Source organism: Stenotrophomonas acidaminiphila, assembly GCF_014109845.1.
Lineage (GTDB): Bacteria > Pseudomonadota > Gammaproteobacteria > Xanthomonadales > Xanthomonadaceae > Stenotrophomonas > Stenotrophomonas acidaminiphila.
Window position 1 is genome coordinate 2748103 of sequence record NZ_CP043567.1, and the last position, 15586, is coordinate 2763688.

11 protein-coding genes are annotated in these 15586 nt (G+C 69.9%); 3 read left to right on the top strand and 8 right to left on the bottom strand.

Annotation, left to right across the window (positions count from 1 at the left end; genetic code table 11):
* Positions 1-57: 57 nt before the first annotated feature.
* A protein-coding gene (prfB, locus tag F0P95_RS12520) for a peptide chain release factor 2 (protein WP_182334502.1) occupies positions 58-1183 on the bottom strand; the annotation gives its coding sequence in 2 pieces (ribosomal slippage) (positions 58-1107 and positions 1109-1183; 1125 coding nt in all).
* Positions 1184-1351: 168 nt separating this feature from the next.
* Between prfB and F0P95_RS12525 the strand changes: the two genes are divergently transcribed.
* Both F0P95_RS12525 and F0P95_RS12530 read left to right on the top strand, forming a co-directional pair.
* A complete protein-coding gene (locus tag F0P95_RS12525; RefSeq protein WP_182334503.1) occupies positions 1352-2491 on the top strand; it encodes a PPC domain-containing protein in 1140 nt (379 codons plus the stop codon).
* Between the two features lie 126 nt (positions 2492-2617).
* Positions 2618-3961, top strand: coding sequence for an ABC transporter substrate-binding protein (locus tag F0P95_RS12530; RefSeq protein WP_182334504.1), 1344 nt, complete (start codon positions 2618-2620; stop codon positions 3959-3961).
* A gap of 95 nt (positions 3962-4056) precedes the next feature.
* Here F0P95_RS12530 and F0P95_RS12535 read toward each other — a convergent pair whose 3' ends face one another.
* Positions 4057-4935, bottom strand: a complete 879-nt coding sequence (locus F0P95_RS12535) for a LytTR family DNA-binding domain-containing protein (RefSeq protein ID WP_182334505.1) — start codon at positions 4933-4935, stop codon at positions 4057-4059.
* A gap of 151 nt (positions 4936-5086) precedes the next feature.
* Between F0P95_RS12535 and F0P95_RS12540 the strand changes: the two genes are divergently transcribed.
* Positions 5087-6277 (top strand): acyltransferase family protein, encoded by a 1191-nt coding sequence (locus tag F0P95_RS12540; RefSeq protein ID WP_182334506.1) that lies wholly within the window; start codon positions 5087-5089, stop codon positions 6275-6277.
* A gap of 43 nt (positions 6278-6320) precedes the next feature.
* Here the strand turns inward: F0P95_RS12540 and recJ are convergent, their stop codons facing one another.
* The 6 genes from recJ to dapB form a co-directional block, all read right to left on the bottom strand.
* On the bottom strand, positions 6321-8048 hold the full coding sequence (gene recJ, locus F0P95_RS12545; protein ID WP_182334507.1) for a single-stranded-DNA-specific exonuclease RecJ: 1728 nt from the start codon (positions 8046-8048) through the stop codon (positions 6321-6323).
* A complete protein-coding gene (locus F0P95_RS12550) occupies positions 8041-8970 on the bottom strand; it encodes a phosphoglycerate mutase (RefSeq protein WP_182334508.1) in 930 nt (309 codons plus the stop codon). The genes recJ and F0P95_RS12550 overlap by 8 nt, the downstream gene beginning before the upstream one ends.
* Before the next feature lie 266 nt (positions 8971-9236).
* Entirely contained in the window at positions 9237-9713 is a 477-nt protein-coding gene (greA, locus tag F0P95_RS12555; protein ID WP_182334509.1) for a transcription elongation factor GreA, read from the bottom strand.
* Complete coding sequence (gene carB, locus F0P95_RS12560) at positions 9710-12952, bottom strand: carbamoyl-phosphate synthase large subunit (protein WP_054665992.1); 3243 nt, start codon at positions 12950-12952, stop codon at positions 9710-9712. Before carB ends, greA begins: the two co-directional genes overlap by 4 nt.
* 109 nt (positions 12953-13061) lie before the next feature.
* Entirely contained in the window at positions 13062-14189 is a 1128-nt protein-coding gene (gene carA, locus F0P95_RS12565; RefSeq protein WP_182334510.1) for a glutamine-hydrolyzing carbamoyl-phosphate synthase small subunit, read from the bottom strand.
* 207 nt (positions 14190-14396) lie between these two features.
* Entirely contained in the window at positions 14397-15125 is a 729-nt protein-coding gene (dapB, locus tag F0P95_RS12570; protein ID WP_182334511.1) for a 4-hydroxy-tetrahydrodipicolinate reductase, read from the bottom strand.
* Between the last annotated feature and the right edge of the window lie 461 nt (positions 15126-15586).

Consider the following 15586-nt stretch of genomic DNA (forward strand, 5'->3'; position numbering starts at 1 on the left):
TCATGCCGATGGACGGGCGGCAAGGCGAATGCGCGGCCGCCATCGCGGCCGCGCGGGTTACGCGTCGATGCGCTTGGAGCCGGCTTCCAGGCCGGACTTGAGGCTGGCCTCGACGAACTCGTCCAGGTCGCCGTCGAGCACCTTCTGGGTGTCGCTGCGCTCGATGCCGGTGCGCAGGTCCTTGATGCGGCTCTGGTCCAGCACGTAGTTGCGGATCTGGCTGCCCCAGCCGATGTCGGACTTGGTGGCCTCCACCGCGTCCTTCTCGGCGTTGCGCTTCTGGATCTCCAGCTCGTACAGCTTGGCGGCCAGCATCTTCATCGCGCGGTCGCGGTTGGCGTGCTGGCTGCGCTCGGTCTGGCAGGCGACCACCACGCCGCTGGGGACGTGGGTGATGCGCACGGCCGACTCGGTCTTGTTGACGTGCTGGCCACCGGCGCCCGAGGAGCGGTACACGTCGGTCTTCAGGTCGGCCGGATTGATCTGGATGTCGATGTTGTCATCCACTTCCGGCGACACGAACACCGAGGTGAAGCTGGTGTGACGGCGGTTGTCCGAATCGAACGGGCTCTTGCGCACCAGGCGGTGCACGCCGATCTCGGTCTTCAGCCAGCCGTAGGCGAAATCGCCCTCCACGCGGAACGTCGCCGACTTGATGCCGGCCACTTCGCCGCCGGAGACTTCCAGCAGTTCGGTCTTCCAGCCGCGGCTCTCGGCCCAGCGCAGGTACATGCGCAGCAGGATCTCGGCCCAGTCCTGGGCCTCGGTGCCGCCGGCGCCGGCCTGGATGTCGACGAAGGCGTTGGCCGAGTCCATCTGGCCGGAGAACATGCGCTGGAACTCCAGCTTCTCGATCTGCGCCTGGTACTTGTCCAGGTCCGCGACCACCGCCAACGCGGTGTCCTCGTCCTGCTCGCTCTCGGCCAGGTCCAGCAGTTCGCCGCACTCGGCCATGCCGTCGAGCACGCTGGCGATGCCGAGCACGGTCTTCTCCAGGCTGGCGCGTTCGCGGCCCAGGTTCTGCGCGTATTCGGCGTTGTTCCAGACATCGGGGCTTTCCAGCTCCCGGGTTACTTCCTCAAGACGCTCTTTCTTCGCGTCGTAGTCAAAGATACCCCCTGAGCGAGACCACGCGATCGGTCAGATCGGTGATTCGCTGGCGGATCGGATTCAGTTCGATCATGGTCGGTCCATGCAGGTGCGGACAAGCCGGCGATTCTAGCATCGCGCACCGGTGCCGTCGGCGATGCCGGAAGCGGGACCGATCCGCGGGGAAGCCCGCGCGCTTGCCGGTAGAATTCAGGCCAGCCGCGTCGCGGCGCGGCCCTTTCAACCGATCAAGGACTCTCGCTTGAATACACGCCCCACCCGCCTGTTCGCAGCCCTTTCCCTCACCCTGGCCCTGGCCGCCTGCCAGAAGCCCGGCGGCGGTGGCGGCAGCGGCGGCGACACCGATCCCAGCCTGGCCGTCGGCGACAGCGTCTCCGGTGAAATCACCTCCTCCAGCCGCCTGAACTACAACGACGGCAGCCGCCACCAGGGCTACCGGGTGACCCTGAAGAGCGGCCAGGCCGTGGCCCTGGAGCTCGGCGGCGCGCTCGACGGCCAGCTGTCGGTGTTCGACGGCCAGAGCCTGCTGGCCAGCGCGTCCTCGCGCGGCTACGAGGGCGAGGCCGGCACCGGCGAGGTCAGCCTGGCGTTCAGGGCACCGAAGGACGGCACCTACCTGGTGGCGGTGAACAGCGCCAGCGCGGACGCATTCGGGCCATTCAAGCTCAAGAGCAGCCAGGTCACTCCCTACGACGGCAAGCCACTGGGCGCCGGCGGCGAAGCCATCGACTGGCTCGTGGGCGACAAGCAGGACTACGCGCTCAAGGTCGACAAGGCCGGCATCTACACCGTCACCATGGAATCGGGGGCGCTCGATGCCTACCTGCGCCTGAGCGGCCGCGGCGTCGATATCGAGGACGACGACGGCGGCGGCAACCTCGATGCCCGGATCCGCGCCTACCTGGAGCCGGGCGACTACACCATCGGCACCTCGTCGCTGAACGGCAGCACCGGCGCGTTCAAGCTGAAGGTCGCCCTGACCCCGGTCGACAAGGACCTGATCATCCGCGACGGCAGTGCGCTGGTGATCGGCCAGACCGCGCAGGGCATGGTCGATTCGCGCGGGCGCCGCAGCTTCGTCCTCGACCTGGACGCCGCGCGCCACCTGCAGTTCGATGCCATCGCCGACAACTTCGATTCGGTACTGCGCATCAGCGGCCCCGGCATCGATGCCGAGGACGACGATGGCGGCAACGGCACCAACGCGCGGCTGGGACTGCGCCTGGGCCCGGGCCGCTACAGCGTGACCGTCTCCAGCTTCGGCAGCCAGCAGGGCGTGTTCGAGCTGGAGACCATCGACCTGGGCGGCGACCCCGCCACGCCGGCCAACAGCAACCGCAAGGACGCTGCCGACGCGGCGGCCGAGGCGGCCGCGAACTGAAGCGCGCCCCGGTGGCGCGCACGCGACCGCCACCGGGACGCTTCCCACCGGCCACACGTACCGTCGGTTCGCGCACGTCGCGTCCGGCAGTGGCCGTCCCCCTGCAACAGACCAAGGAAAACCACCGTGAAGCGACTCGCAGCTGGATTGCTGACCCTCGCCATCGCCGCCGGCCTGAACGCCCCCGTCCAGGCCGCCCCCCCCATCCGCCCGCTCCCCGGCAACGGCGAAGCCGCGGGTGAAATCACCTCGGCCACCGCGCTCAACTACAGCGACGGCAGCCGCAGCCAGTTGTTCAGCCTGCAACTGGCGGCCGGCCAGGCGGTATCGCTGAAGCTGGACGGCCCGCTCAACGGCACGCTGGCGGTGTTCCACCGCGACATGCTGGTCGGCCGCACCGAATGCGGCTGCGGCGAAGGCGCCCAGCTCAGCGTGCGCGCCGACAAGGCCGGCCCGTACCTGATCGCTGTCAGCGGCGCCGATGCCCGCGCGTTCGGCCCGTTCCACCTCACCGCCACGCCGATCGTCGCCTATGACGGCAAGCCGCTGGCGGCCGGCCAGCGCATCACCGACTGGCTGGTCGGCGAGCGCCAGACCTACACCCTGCAGGTCGACGCGCCCGGCCTGTACACCGTCTCGCTGGAATCGGACGCGTTCGATACCCGCCTGGAACTCAGCGGCAACGGCGTGACGCTGGAAGACGACGATGGCGGCAACGGCACCGACTCGCGGCTGGTGGCGCCGCTGCAGCCGGGACGCTACACGCTCACCGCCAACGCCTTCTCGCGCAACGGCGGTGCGTTCTACCTGGGCGTGGAACGGGCCGATTTCCCGGAAGGCCTGGTGTTCGAGGACGGCAGCGCGCTGCCGCTGGAAGGCCTGGCCAGCAGCTTCGTCGGCGCCGACCAGACCCGCAGCTTCGTGTTCTCCCTGCCGGAGCGCCGCCGCGTGCAGTTCGATGCCAGCAGCCGCGACATCGATCCGTTCCTGACCCTGCAGGGCGCCGACTTCACGCTCACCGACGATGATGGCGGCGGCGCGGTCAACGCGCGCCTGTCGCAGGTGCTGGACCCGGGCGAGTACAACGTCTCGGTGCGCTCGGTGAACGGCCGCGGCGGCATCTTCCAGCTGGCCACCAGCACCGCGCCGGCACCGGACGGCCCGACCCGCCCGGTGCTCGTCCCCGGCCGCGAGACCAGCGGCCAGCTGATCGCCGGCTCGCGCAGCCTGTACACGCTCGAGGTCCCGCGCAAGGGCCACTACGTCATCAGCATGACCGGCAGCAACGGCCTGGACGGCATGATCACCCTGATGCGCGACGGCGAGGAAGTCGCCTCGCAGGACGACAGCGACACCAGCCTGGATCCGCAGCTGGAGATCGAGCTGGACGCCGGCCGGTACGTACTGATGGCGCACAGCTTCGACCCGTATGCGGCGGGCGCCTACCGGCTGCTGGTCCGCCGCAGGTAAGCCACCGGCGGCAGGTCCGCGCGGGCCGGCGGGCGACCGCCGGCCCGCGTCGTCATCGCCGCCCGGAACCCGGCCGGCCGCCGCACGCGGGCGGCCTACTCCGTGCCGCCGCGCGCGCGCAGCGCGGCGCGGTAGCGGCGGCTGCACGGCAGCACCGTGCCGTCGCGCAGGTGCACGCGTGCATCGCCGCTGTCCAGCGGTTCGATCGACACCACCTGCGCCAGGTGGACCATGTAGCTGCGGTGGATGCGCACGAAGCGGTCCGGATCCAGCCGGGCCTCGATCCCGGCGATGGTGCTGCGCAGCGGGTAGTCATGGCCGCGTACCCGCAGGTTGACGTAGTTGCCGGCGGCCTGCAGCCATTCGATGTCGCCGGCGGCGACCAGGAATTCGCGGCCGAGCTTGCGCACCAGGAAACGCTCCGGGCGCTCGACCGGCTCCAGCGCCGGGCCTTCGTCCGGCTCGGACAGCAGGCTGGCCTCGCCCTGCCAGCGCCGCAACAGGGCGCGATAGGCATCCATGGTCAACACGATGTAGGCGAAGCTGCGGATGTCCTTCAGGTACTCGTAGAACAGCCCGCGCGCCCAGGGGCCGAAGTCGTAGTCCATGCCCACGCTGGCGTACACGGATGCGCGCAGCGCGACCATGCCCAGCACGTGCACCGCGCAGACCACCAGGCTGGCGGCGAAATAGCGCAGCCCCTGGCGCGCCCACCCGCCCCACTGGAACGGATGGCGGCGGGTGAACCACGCCATGCCCGGCAGGATCAGCAGCAGCCACATCAGCGCGCTGCTCGCTTCCCACAGCGCGGGCTCCCATGCCGGGATATCCGACCCGCGGCGACGCAGGTCCATCAGCGCGACCACGCTGTTGCCGAGGCAGTTGCCGCCGATCATCACCAACCAGAAGCCGATCTCGACCCAGCGCTTCCATGGCAGATAACGTTCGTATGGAATCGGTTCGGCATCGCGCATCGGCCGCATTCTAGCCGCTGGCACCGTCCCGCCGGTCCCCGTGCGCGCACCATTCGTCCCTGCGCGCCCCCCGGCCGTCCCCTCGCACTGGCCCGGCGGGCCCGGCACGGCAAGGCTGGCGCCCCTCCCGACACGACCGGATGCAACCACGATGCAACGCCGCCACGACCTGGACCGGGTCCGCGTCTTCGCCTTCTGCCTGCTGGTGCTCTACCACGTGGGCATGTACTACGTAAGCTGGGGCTGGCATGTGAAAAGCCCCGCGGCCAGCACCATGCCGGAACCGTTCATGCTGCTCACCAGCCCCTGGCGGATGTCACTGCTGTTCCTGATCTCCGGCGTGGCCACCGCCTTCATGCTGCGCGGCAGCGCCGCGGGATTCGTGCGCCGGCGCTCGCGCCAGCTGCTGCTGCCGCTGCTGTTCGGCATGCTGGTGATCGTGCCGCCGCAGGCCTACCTGCAGGTGGTCGAACAGCTGCCCGGCGGCTATTCCGGCGGCGGGCTGGATTTCTATGGAAAATACCTGAGCGCCTACCAGGGCTTCTGCGGCAGCGACGGCAAGTGCCTGATCTTGCCGACCTGGAACCACCTGTGGTTCCTGCCCTACCTGTGGTGCTACACGCTGCTGGCCTGGCTGCTGTGGCTGCTGCCGGCACCGGCCCTGGCGGCGCTGCGCGACGGCACCGCCCGCCTGCTGCAGGGCTGGGGCGCGCTGCTGCTGCCGGTGCTGCTGCTGGCGGCGGCACGCCTGCTGCTGGCCGCGCGCTTCGAGCAGACCCACGCCCTGGTGGACGACTGGTACAACCACGCGCAGTACGCGAGCGTGTTCCTGATCGGCTTCCTGGTGGCCTTCAACGAGGGCTTCTGGCTGTCCCTGCAGCGCCTGCGCTGGCCGGCGCTGCTGCTGGCGGCCGCCAGTTATGCGCTGCTGATCCATACCTGGTACTTCGCCGGCCATGACGAGACCCATCCGGTATCCGAAGCGTTGCGCCAATGGCTGCGCGCGGCCTGGGCGCTGGACCAGTGGTGCGCCATCGCCGCCCTGCTCGGCTTCGCCTACCGCTGGCGCGACGTCGACAGTCCGCTGCTGCGCTACCTGAGCCTGGCGGTGTTCCCGCTGTACATCCTCCACCAGACGGTGATCGTGGTGCTGGCCCATGCGCTCAAGCCCCTGCACATCCCCGCCGCAGCCGAGGCGGTGCTGCTGGTGGTGGCGACCTTCGCGCTGTGCCTGGGCGCCTATGCGGTGATCCGGCGCGTCGATTGGCTGCGGCCGCTGTTCGGGCTCAGGCCCGTGGCGCCAGCCCCGCCGGTGCCGGCGCTGGCCGATGGCCGCCGCTGAGCGCGGCTTCGGCCGCTACCCGCGCTGCGGATGGCGGCCACCGCTAGGCCGCCTGGCAGTGCTCCACGATCAACTGGATCGCGCCGCCACCGCGGTAATCGTCACCGACCAGGCGGTAGGCCAGGTGCACCTGGCGGCCCGGGGCGGCGCCGCTCCAGCCGCCGAAGTGGATGGCATTGAGGGTACCGGCCATGCCGGGCAGGCGCAGTTCCAGTTTCAGGTGGCGTTCCTTGAGCACCCGCCATTGCGCCACCTCGAAGTACCCATCGAACAGCGGCTCCGGGAACCCCTGCCCCCATGGCCCGGCCAGCCGCAGCGCCTCGGCGTGGTGGAAGTCCAGTTCGGCCACGGACAGTTCGCCGTCGCTGAGCAGTTGCTGCTGCAGCAACGCCGGGTCCAGCGTCGCCAGCACCTGCTGTTCGAACGCGGCGCGGAACGCCTCCAGCCGTGCCAGCGGCAGGCTCAGGCCGGCGGCCATGGCATGGCCACCGAAACGGTCGATCAGCCCGGGGTGCCGCGCATCCACCGCGGCCAGGGCATCGCGGATGTGGAAGCCGGGAATCGAGCGCGCCGACCCGCGCAGCGCCTGTGCCCCCGGTTCGGCCGGGGCGAAGGCGATCACCGGGCGATGCAGGCGGTCCTTCATCTTCGAGGCCACCAGCCCGACCACGCCGGGATGCCACTGCGCATCGAACAGGCATGCCGCGACCGGATGCCCGCCATTGCCGTCCAGCAGTGCCCGTGACACCGCCAGCTCGGCGTCGTCGGTCATCGTCTGCTGTACCGCCCGGCGCTCGGCGTTGATCTCTTCCAGCAACGCGGCGATTTCGCGCGCCTGCGCCGGGTCCTCGGTCAGCAGCAGTTCGATGCCCAGGGCCATGTCCTCGAGCCGGCCGGCGGCGTTCAGGCGCGGCCCCAAGGCGAAGCCGATATCGCTGGCGGTCAGCCGCCGTGGATCACGGCCGCTGGCCTCGATCAGCGCCCGCAGGCCGACGCAGCCCTGGCCGGCGCGCAGCCGGCGCAGGCCGGCCGCGACCAGGGCACGGTTGTTGTCGTCCAGCGCCACCAGATCGGCAACGGTACCCACCGCCACCAGGTCCAGCAGCGGGGTCAGGTCCGGACCCTTGCCATCGGCGAACGCGCCGGCCTCGCGCAGGTGCCGGCGCAACGCCATCAGCACGTAGAAGATCACCCCGACACCGGCCAGCGCCTTGCTCGGGAACGCGTCGCCGTCCAGGTTCGGATCGACGATGGCATCGGCCGCCGGCAGCTGCTCGCCGGGCAGGTGGTGGTCGGTCACCAGCACCTGCCAGCCCAGTGCCTTGGCCGCGGCCACGCCGGCGTGGCAGGCGATGCCATGGTCCACCGTCACCAGCAGGTCCGGCTGCAGCACGGCCAGTTCGGCCACCAGCGACGGCGACAGGCCGTAGCCGTGCACCATGCGGTTGGGCACCGCATGCACCACGTCGCGCGCGCCCAGCAGGCGCAACCCGCGCACGCCGACCGCGCATGCGGTGGCGCCGTCGCAATCGAAATCGCCGACGACCAGGATGCGCCGGCCGGAAGCGATCGCCGCGGCCAGCAACTGCACCGCGGCCTGCATGCCGCCGAGCAGGTCCGGCGCATGCAGCTGCGCCAGCTTCGGCTGCGCCTGCTCGATGCAGCACACGCCGCGTGCGGCGTAGATGCGACGCAGCAGCGGCAGCGTGGCCGCATCCCACTGCCCGGCCGGGCCGGCGGGCCGGCGGACGATCTTCAATGCATCACGCATCGTGCAGGGCCGCCAGCGGCTTCTTCCAGAAGTACCAGCGCTGGCCTCGGTGGATGCGGTAGCAGGTACCGTCTTCGAAATCGAGCTGCAGTTCGCGCAGTTCGCCACGGCCGATGGCATCGAGCAGCGGCGCGATGGCATCGCGGGTGAGCTGCTCCAGCGACCGCAGCTGGCGCAGGTCCACCAGCACATCGACCGTCTGGTCGCCGTCGATGCGCACGCCGGCCATGGCCGCCAGCCCCTGCAGCAGGGCGTCGCGGCTGCGGACCTGGGCATGCCCGGTCCGCACCGACTGCGGCAGGCGGCCGGCGCCCCAGAACCACAGCGAATTGACCGCGCGCCGGCCCTGGGCGACGCGTTGCTGGTTCCACGGATGCTGGTGCAGGACCACCTGGGCTTCGGTCAGCAGCGCCCGCCACTGGCGGCCGTTGTCGCCCTCGGGCAGGTGTTCGAACAGGTCGTCGCCGAGCGCGGCATCGGGCGCGGTGAAGGCCGGCAGCGGCGTGTCGTCGGGCAGGCGCAGGTACCAGCGCGATGGCGAAGGCGCGTCGAGCTGGAAGCCGAACCCGGCGAACAGCGGCTGCAGCGCAGGCAGCAATGCGGCGGCATCGGCCGGCTCCAGGCGCAGGCTCTCGGCCGACGCCATCAACCGCGCGCCCTGCATGTCCGGCATCACGTTGGCCGGGTCGGCGCGCAGCCACAGGCTGCCGGCGGCATCGCCGGCGTCGACCTGGCGGGTCAACGCGGCGGCCGACCAGTCCTCCGGCAGCGCCTGGAAATGCCGGCGCAGCTGCGCCGATTCGCCGGCGTCGCCGGTGCTGCGGTCGGCGCGGCCAAGCGCGCTGGCCACCCGTGCCGGCAGGGAACCGCCCGGGAAGCGGCTGCGGGCGGGGAGCAGCAAGGTGGCTTTGGCGTGGGTCATGGAAGGCTCTGCGGTCCTGTTGCCTGCAACAAACGCCCTGGCAGGATGCCGGGGTGCGCGACGCAGCCGACCCGGCGGGCATGGACGAGGGTACGGGCGAAACCATCGGCCGCCAAACACCGCCGCCCCCCGCACCGCGCCCGGTTCCCCGGGGCCATGGCCCGATGGCGGGCGCCCTGGCCACCGCTCCTTGCCGGAGCGGCGGCGGTCATGCAGGTGGCGTCAGCCTGTACGCGCGGCGCGGGGCAGGCCCCACGCCGCTGCGCTCAATCGAGGTACTCGACGCTGACGATCTCGTACTCGCGCTGGCCGGCAGGCGCGGCGATGGCGACGGTGTCGCCCTCGTTCTTGCCGATCAGTGCACGCGCCACCGGCGAGGAGATGGCGATCAGGCCCAGTTTGATGTCCGCTTCCAGGTCGCCGACGATCTGGTAGCGCTTCTCCTCGTCGCTCTCCACGTCGGCCAGCGTCACCGTCGCGCCGAACACCACGCGGCTGCCGGCATTGAGCTTGCTGATGTCGATGATCTCGGCATGCGACAGTTCGCCTTCCAGCTGCTTGATGCGGCCCTCGATGAAGCCCTGCTCCTCGCGCGCGGCATGGTACTCGGCGTTCTCCTTGAGGTCGCCGTGCTCGCGCGCCTCGGCGATGGCCGCGATCACCTTCGGGCGCTTGTCGCTCTTCAGGTGCTCCAGCTCGTCGCGCAGGCGCTGCGCGCCCTTCAGGGTAATGGGGGCTCTCATGCGTTCAACTCCTTGTGCAGTTCCTGCAGCGACCAGACCGGGCCGGTGCCGCGGAATTCCAGCGATTGCACCAGCGCCTTGGCGCCGGCCACCGTGGTCGAATAGGTGACGCGCTGCTGCAGCGCCTCACGACGGATCGAGAACGAGTCGTTGATCGCGGCACGGCCCTCGGTCGTGTTGACGATGTAGACGATCTCGCCGTTCTTGATGCTGTCGACGATGTGCGGGCGGCCTTCGACCACCTTGTTGACCACCTCGCAGGCAATGCCCTGCTGCTGCAGCCAGGCCGCGGTGCCACGGGTGGCTACCACCGAATAACCGCGCTCGACCAGGCCCTGCACCGCCGGCAGCACGCGCGGCTTGTCGGCATCGCGCACCGAGATGAAGGCCTTGCCCAGCGGCGGGGTCTTGATGCCGCCGGCCTCCTGCGCGCGCGCGAACGCGGCGCTGAAGCTGCGGCCCACGCCCATCACCTCGCCGGTGGAGCGCATCTCCGGCCCCAGGATCGGGTCCACGCCCTGGAACTTGGCGAACGGGAAGATGGCTTCCTTCACCGAGTAGTAGTCCGGCACCACTTCGCCGGTCGCGCCCTGCTCGGCCAGGCTCATGCCGGCCATGCAGCGGGCGGCGATCTTGGCCAGCGGCACACCGGTGGCCTTGGACACGAAGGGCACGGTGCGCGAGGCGCGCGGGTTCACTTCCAGCAGGAAGATCACGTCGTTGCCGTCGGCGTCGGGCTGGATCGCGAACTGGGTGTTCATCAGCCCGATCACGTTCAGTGCCTTGGCCAGCTCGCGCACCTGGCGGCGCAGCTCGTCCTGGGTGGCCGGCGACAGCGAGTACGGCGGCAGCGAGCAGGAAGAGTCGCCCGAATGCACGCCGGCTTCCTCGATGTGCTCCATCACCCCGCCGATCAGGACGTTGCCGTCCTTGTCGCAGATGATGTCCACGTCCGCTTCCACCGCCGCGTCGAGGAAGTGGTCCAGCAGCACCGGCGAGTCGTTGGAAACCTTGACCGCATCGCGCACGTAGCGCGCCAGGTCGGATTCACCGTAGACGATCTCCATGGCGCGGCCACCGAGCACGTAGCTCGGGCGCACCACCAGCGGGTAGCCGATCTCGCGGGCCAGCACCAGCGCCTCGTCGGCGGTGCGCGCGGTACGGTTCGGCGGCTGCTTCAGGCCCAGTTCCTGCACCAGCTTCTGGAACCGCTCGCGGTCCTCGGCCAGGTCGATGGAGTCCGGCGAGGTGCCGATCACCGGCACGCCGTTGGCTTCCAGCGCACGCGCCAGCTTGAGCGGGGTCTGCCCGCCGTACTGCACGATCACACCCTTGGGCTGCTCCAGCTCGACGATCTCCAGCACGTCTTCCAGCGTCAGCGGCTCGAAGTACAGGCGGTCGGAGGTGTCGTAGTCGGTGGAGACGGTCTCCGGGTTGCAGTTGACCATGATGGTTTCATAGCCGTCCTCGCGCAGGGCGAGCGCGGCATGCACGCAGCAGTAGTCGAACTCGATGCCCTGGCCGATGCGGTTGGGGCCGCCGCCGAGGATCATGATCTTGTCGCGGTCGCTCGGGTTGGCCTCGCACTCGTCCTCGTAGGTCGAATACAGGTAGGCGGTGCTGGTGGCGAACTCGGCGGCGCACGAATCCACCCGCTTGTACACCGGGCGCACCTTGTGCGCGCGGCGCAGGGCGCGGATCGCCGCTTCGTTGGTGCCGGTCAGCTGCGCCAGCCGCGCGTCGGAGAAGCCGGCGCGCTTGAGCGCGCGCAGGCGCTTGCCGTCCAGCGCGTCGATGCCCTCGGCGCGCACCTGCTTCTCGTCGGCGATGATGTCCTCGATCTGGTCCAGGAACCACGGGTCGATCCAGGACAGGCCGTAGACATCGTCAACGCCCATGCCGGCGCGGAAGGCGTCGCCCACGTAGAACAGGCGCTCGGGCCCCGGCGCCTTCAGCTCGCGCTTGAGCGTGGCGATGTCGTCCTCGCTGCCCAGGTCCAGGCCGGTCGGGTCCAGGCCGATCTTGCCGGTCTCCAGGCCGCGCAGCGCCTTCTGCAGCGATTCCTTGAAGGTGCGGCCCATCGCCATCACCTCGCCCACCGACTTCATCTGCGTGGTCAGGCGCGCGTCGGCGGCCGGGAACTTCTCGAAGGCGAAGCGCGGGATCTTGGTGACCACGTAGTCGATCGACGGCTCGAACGAGGCCGGGGTCAGGCCGCCGGTGATCTCGTTCTTCAGCTCGTCCAGGGTGTAGCCCACGGCCAGCTTGGCCGCGACCTTGGCGATCGGGAAACCGGTGGCCTTGGAGGCCAGCGCCGAGGACCGCGACACGCGCGGGTTCATCTCGATCACCACCACCCGGCCGGTGGTCGGGCTGATGCCGAACTGCACGTTGGAACCGCCGGTGTCCACCCCGATCTTGCGCAGCACGGCGATCGAGGCGTCGCGCAGGCGCTGGTATTCCTTGTCGGTCAGGGTCTGCGCCGGGGCCACGGTGATCGAATCACCGGTGTGCACGCCCATCGGGTCGAGGTTCTCGATCGAGCAGACGATGATGCAGTTGTCCGCGGTGTCGCGGACCACTTCCATCTCGAACTCCTTCCAGCCCAGCACCGACTCCTCGACCAGCACTTCGGTGGTCGGCGACAGTTCCAGGCCGCGGTTGACGATCTCGATCAGCTCTTCGCGGTTGTAGGCGATGCCGCCGCCGCTGCCGCCCAGGGTGAAGGACGGGCGGATGATGGTCGGGTAGCCGACCCGGGTCTGGATCTCCAGCGCCTCTTCCAGCGTATGGGCGACGGCGGCCTTCGGGCACTCCAGCCCGATCTCCTGCATCGCCACGCGGAACAGCTCGCGGTCCTCGGCCATGCGGATGGCCTCGCGCTTGGCGCCGATCAGCTCGACGTTGTACTTCTCCAGCACGCCGTGGTCGGCCAGGTCCAGCGCGCAGTTCAGCGCGGTCTGCCCGCCCATGGTCGGCAGCAGCGCGTCCGGGCGCTCCTTGTCGATGATCTTCTCGACGGTCTGCCAGTTGATCGGCTCGATGTAGACGGCGTCGGCCATCTCCGGATCGGTCATGATCGTGGCCGGGTTGGAGTTGACCAGCACCACGCGGTAACCCTCGTCGCGCAGCGCCTTGCACGCCTGCGCGCCGGAGTAGTCGAACTCGCAGGCCTGGCCGATGACGATCGGGCCGGCGCCGATGATCAGGATGGTTTTTAGATCGGTGCGCTTTGGCATTTCAGTACTCGCATGGGGGCTGCGGCGGGCCGCAGTGAGTGAAGACGTGCGCTGGATGGCCGCATCCGTCGCGGCCTTGCCGGAACGGGAGGCCGGTCCGGCGGCTGGATTAACTGGCCTGGGCCATCATCGCGATGAAGCGATCGAACAGCGGTGCGACGTCGTGCGGGCCAGGCGAGGCTTCCGGATGGCCCTGGAAGGAGAACGCCGGCGCGTCGGTGCGCTCCACGCCCTGGATGGTCTGGTCGAACAGCGAGCGATGGGTGACCCGCAGGCCGGGCGGCAGCGTGGCCTCGTCGATGGCGAAGCCGTGGTTCTGCGACGTGATCATCACCCGGCCGCTGTCGATGTCCTGCACCGGATGGTTGGCGCCGTGGTGGCCGTGGCCCATCTTCATGGTGTTGGCGCCCGAGGCCAGGCCCAGCAACTGGTGCCCCAGGCAGATGCCGAAGGTCGGGATCTTCTTCTCGAGGAAGGTCCTGATCGCCTCGATCGCGTAGTCGCACGGTTCCGGATCACCCGGGCCGTTGGACAGGAACACGCCATCGGGATTCATCGCCAGCACCTCGGCGGCCGGGGTCTGTGCCGGCACCACGGTGAGGTCGCAGCCGCGCTCGGCAAGCATGCGCAGGATGTTGGTCTTGACCCCGAAATCGTAGGCGACGACCTTGAACTTCGGCTCGGCCTGGACGAACTGGCCCTGGTCCAGGTCCAGCTGGCCTTCGCGCCAGGCATAGGGCTTGTCGGTGCTGACCACCTTGGCCAGGTCCATGCCCTTCAGCCCGGGGAACTTGCGCGCCGCTTCCAGCGCCTTGTCCACGTCAAGGCCGGGGCCGGCCATCAGCGCGCCGTTCTGGGCGCCGCGCTCGCGCAGGATACGGGTGAGCTTGCGGGTATCGATGCCGGCGATGGCGACCACGCCGCGCTGCTGCAGCCAGTCCGGGAGCGAGCGCTGGTTGCGCCAGCTGCTCGGACGGCGCGGCACGTCGCGCACGATCAGGCCCGCGGCCCAGACCTGCGACGCCTCGTTGTCCTGTTCGGTGGTGCCGGTATTGCCGATGTGCGGGTACGTCAGGGTGATCATCTGCCGGGCGTAGGACGGATCGGTCAGCATTTCCTGGTAACCGGTCATGGCGGTGTTGAACACCACCTCACCCACGGACAGGCCGGGCGCGCCTACGGATTCGCCCTCGAATACGGTGCCGTCTTCGAGCACGAGGATTGCGGCTTGGGTCACGGGAATCTCACTTTGGCTACCGAGGGGGCTCCGAAGCCACGCCTGCGCTCACGGCAAAAACCGGTTGCAAAAAAGCGCGGACGGCGGTGTTAAACCGGTCCGGCTGACGTGATTCGGCGAGCGGGAATTGTAAAGGCATGGGTGCCATCGGCGCCAGCGCCGCGTACGTCGCCGCGTCGTCCTCCCGCGCCCCGCCCCGGCGCCTGTTCAGCTTGCGCCGGGCGCCACCAGGTCACGCACCGAATAGCGTCCGGCGGCGCGCCCGTGCAGTTGCCGCGCCACGTGCAGGGCGCCGCGCGCGAAAATGTCGCGGTTGGTGGCGCGATGCACCAGTTCCACCCGCTCGCCCAGCCCGGTGAACTGGACCAGGTGCTCGCCGATGATGTCGCCGGCGCGCAGGCTGGCGTAGCGCGGCTCGGCGCCGCCATGCCGTGCCGACTCCCCGAGCGTGAGCGCGGTCCCGGACGGCGCGTCCTTCTTGTGCACGTGGTGCGACTCGACGATGTCGCAGTCCCAGCCCGGCAGGCTCGCCGCGGCCCGTTCCACCAGCTCGGCCAGCACCGCCACGCCCAGGCTGAAATTGGTCGCCCAGGTCAGCGGGATGCGCTGCGCCGCGGCCGCCAGCGCCGCCTGCTGCGCCGCATCGATGCCGGTGGTACCGGAAACGAACGCCGTGCCACGGTCCACGCACAGCGCCAGCACCGGATCGAACCCGGCCGGAAGGCTGAAATCGATGGCCACGTCGAACTCGGGCGCGCCCGGCATTTCACTGGCGGCGAAATGCGGCACGCCGTCGATCACGCGCTGTGCCGGCGCCTTGCGCAGCACCGCGGCCACCACCTGCAGCGAAGGGTCGTCTGCGGCCAGCCGCAGCAGGGCCTGGCCCATGCGCCCGGAAGCGCCGTGAATGAGCAATCGCAGCGGAGTCTGGTTCATGCCCGCAGGCTAGCGGCAGCATGCCCGCCCGGGCAAGCGCCGGCGCTGCTACGCTGAACATCCCTTCATGCAGCGGATGGCCATCGCCCGATGCCAAGCGGCGACACAGGACCACGCGGCGCCAGCGTGGACACAGCGCATGACGGCCCGCCGATACCGCGGTGCCGCGCCTGAACACGTACCGCGACTGCACTGCGCGGGATGCCGCATGGCGCCGGCCGACCCGCCCGGCCCCGGCGCGGGGACATCGGCCTGGTCGTCATGGCCGGCACGCAACGCCGGCAGGGCCGGCCATTCATGCACCCGGGCACACACATGCTGCGGCCGGACATGCGCAACCGCGCCGGGTCGGCTTCGCCCTGCACACGGTCGCCGAGGCAGTCACCGCACACCGCACCCGGGCAGCCGCACCCGCCCGGCGTGGCCCTGCCCCGCGGGCAGTGCCCTGTATTGCGTCCTTT

What these genes read in the sequence shown, in the direction of transcription:
- F0P95_RS12535 (WP_182334505.1), bottom strand. Translation starts at nt 4,935, where the DNA reads ATGCGCGATGCCGAACCGATTCCATACGAACGTTATCTGCCATGGAAG.
- F0P95_RS12540 (WP_182334506.1), top strand. Translation starts at nt 5,087, where the DNA reads ATGCAACGCCGCCACGACCTGGACCGGGTCCGCGTCTTCGCCTTCTGC.
- recJ (WP_182334507.1), bottom strand. Translation starts at nt 8,048, where the DNA reads ATGCGTGATGCATTGAAGATCGTCCGCCGGCCCGCCGGCCCGGCCGGG.
- F0P95_RS12550 (WP_182334508.1), bottom strand. Translation starts at nt 8,970, where the DNA reads ATGACCCACGCCAAAGCCACCTTGCTGCTCCCCGCCCGCAGCCGCTTC.
- greA (WP_182334509.1), bottom strand. Translation starts at nt 9,713, where the DNA reads ATGAGAGCCCCCATTACCCTGAAGGGCGCGCAGCGCCTGCGCGACGAG.
- carB (WP_054665992.1), bottom strand. Translation starts at nt 12,952, where the DNA reads ATGCCAAAGCGCACCGATCTAAAAACCATCCTGATCATCGGCGCCGGC.
- dapB (WP_182334511.1), bottom strand. Translation starts at nt 15,125, where the DNA reads ATGAACCAGACTCCGCTGCGATTGCTCATTCACGGCGCTTCCGGGCGC.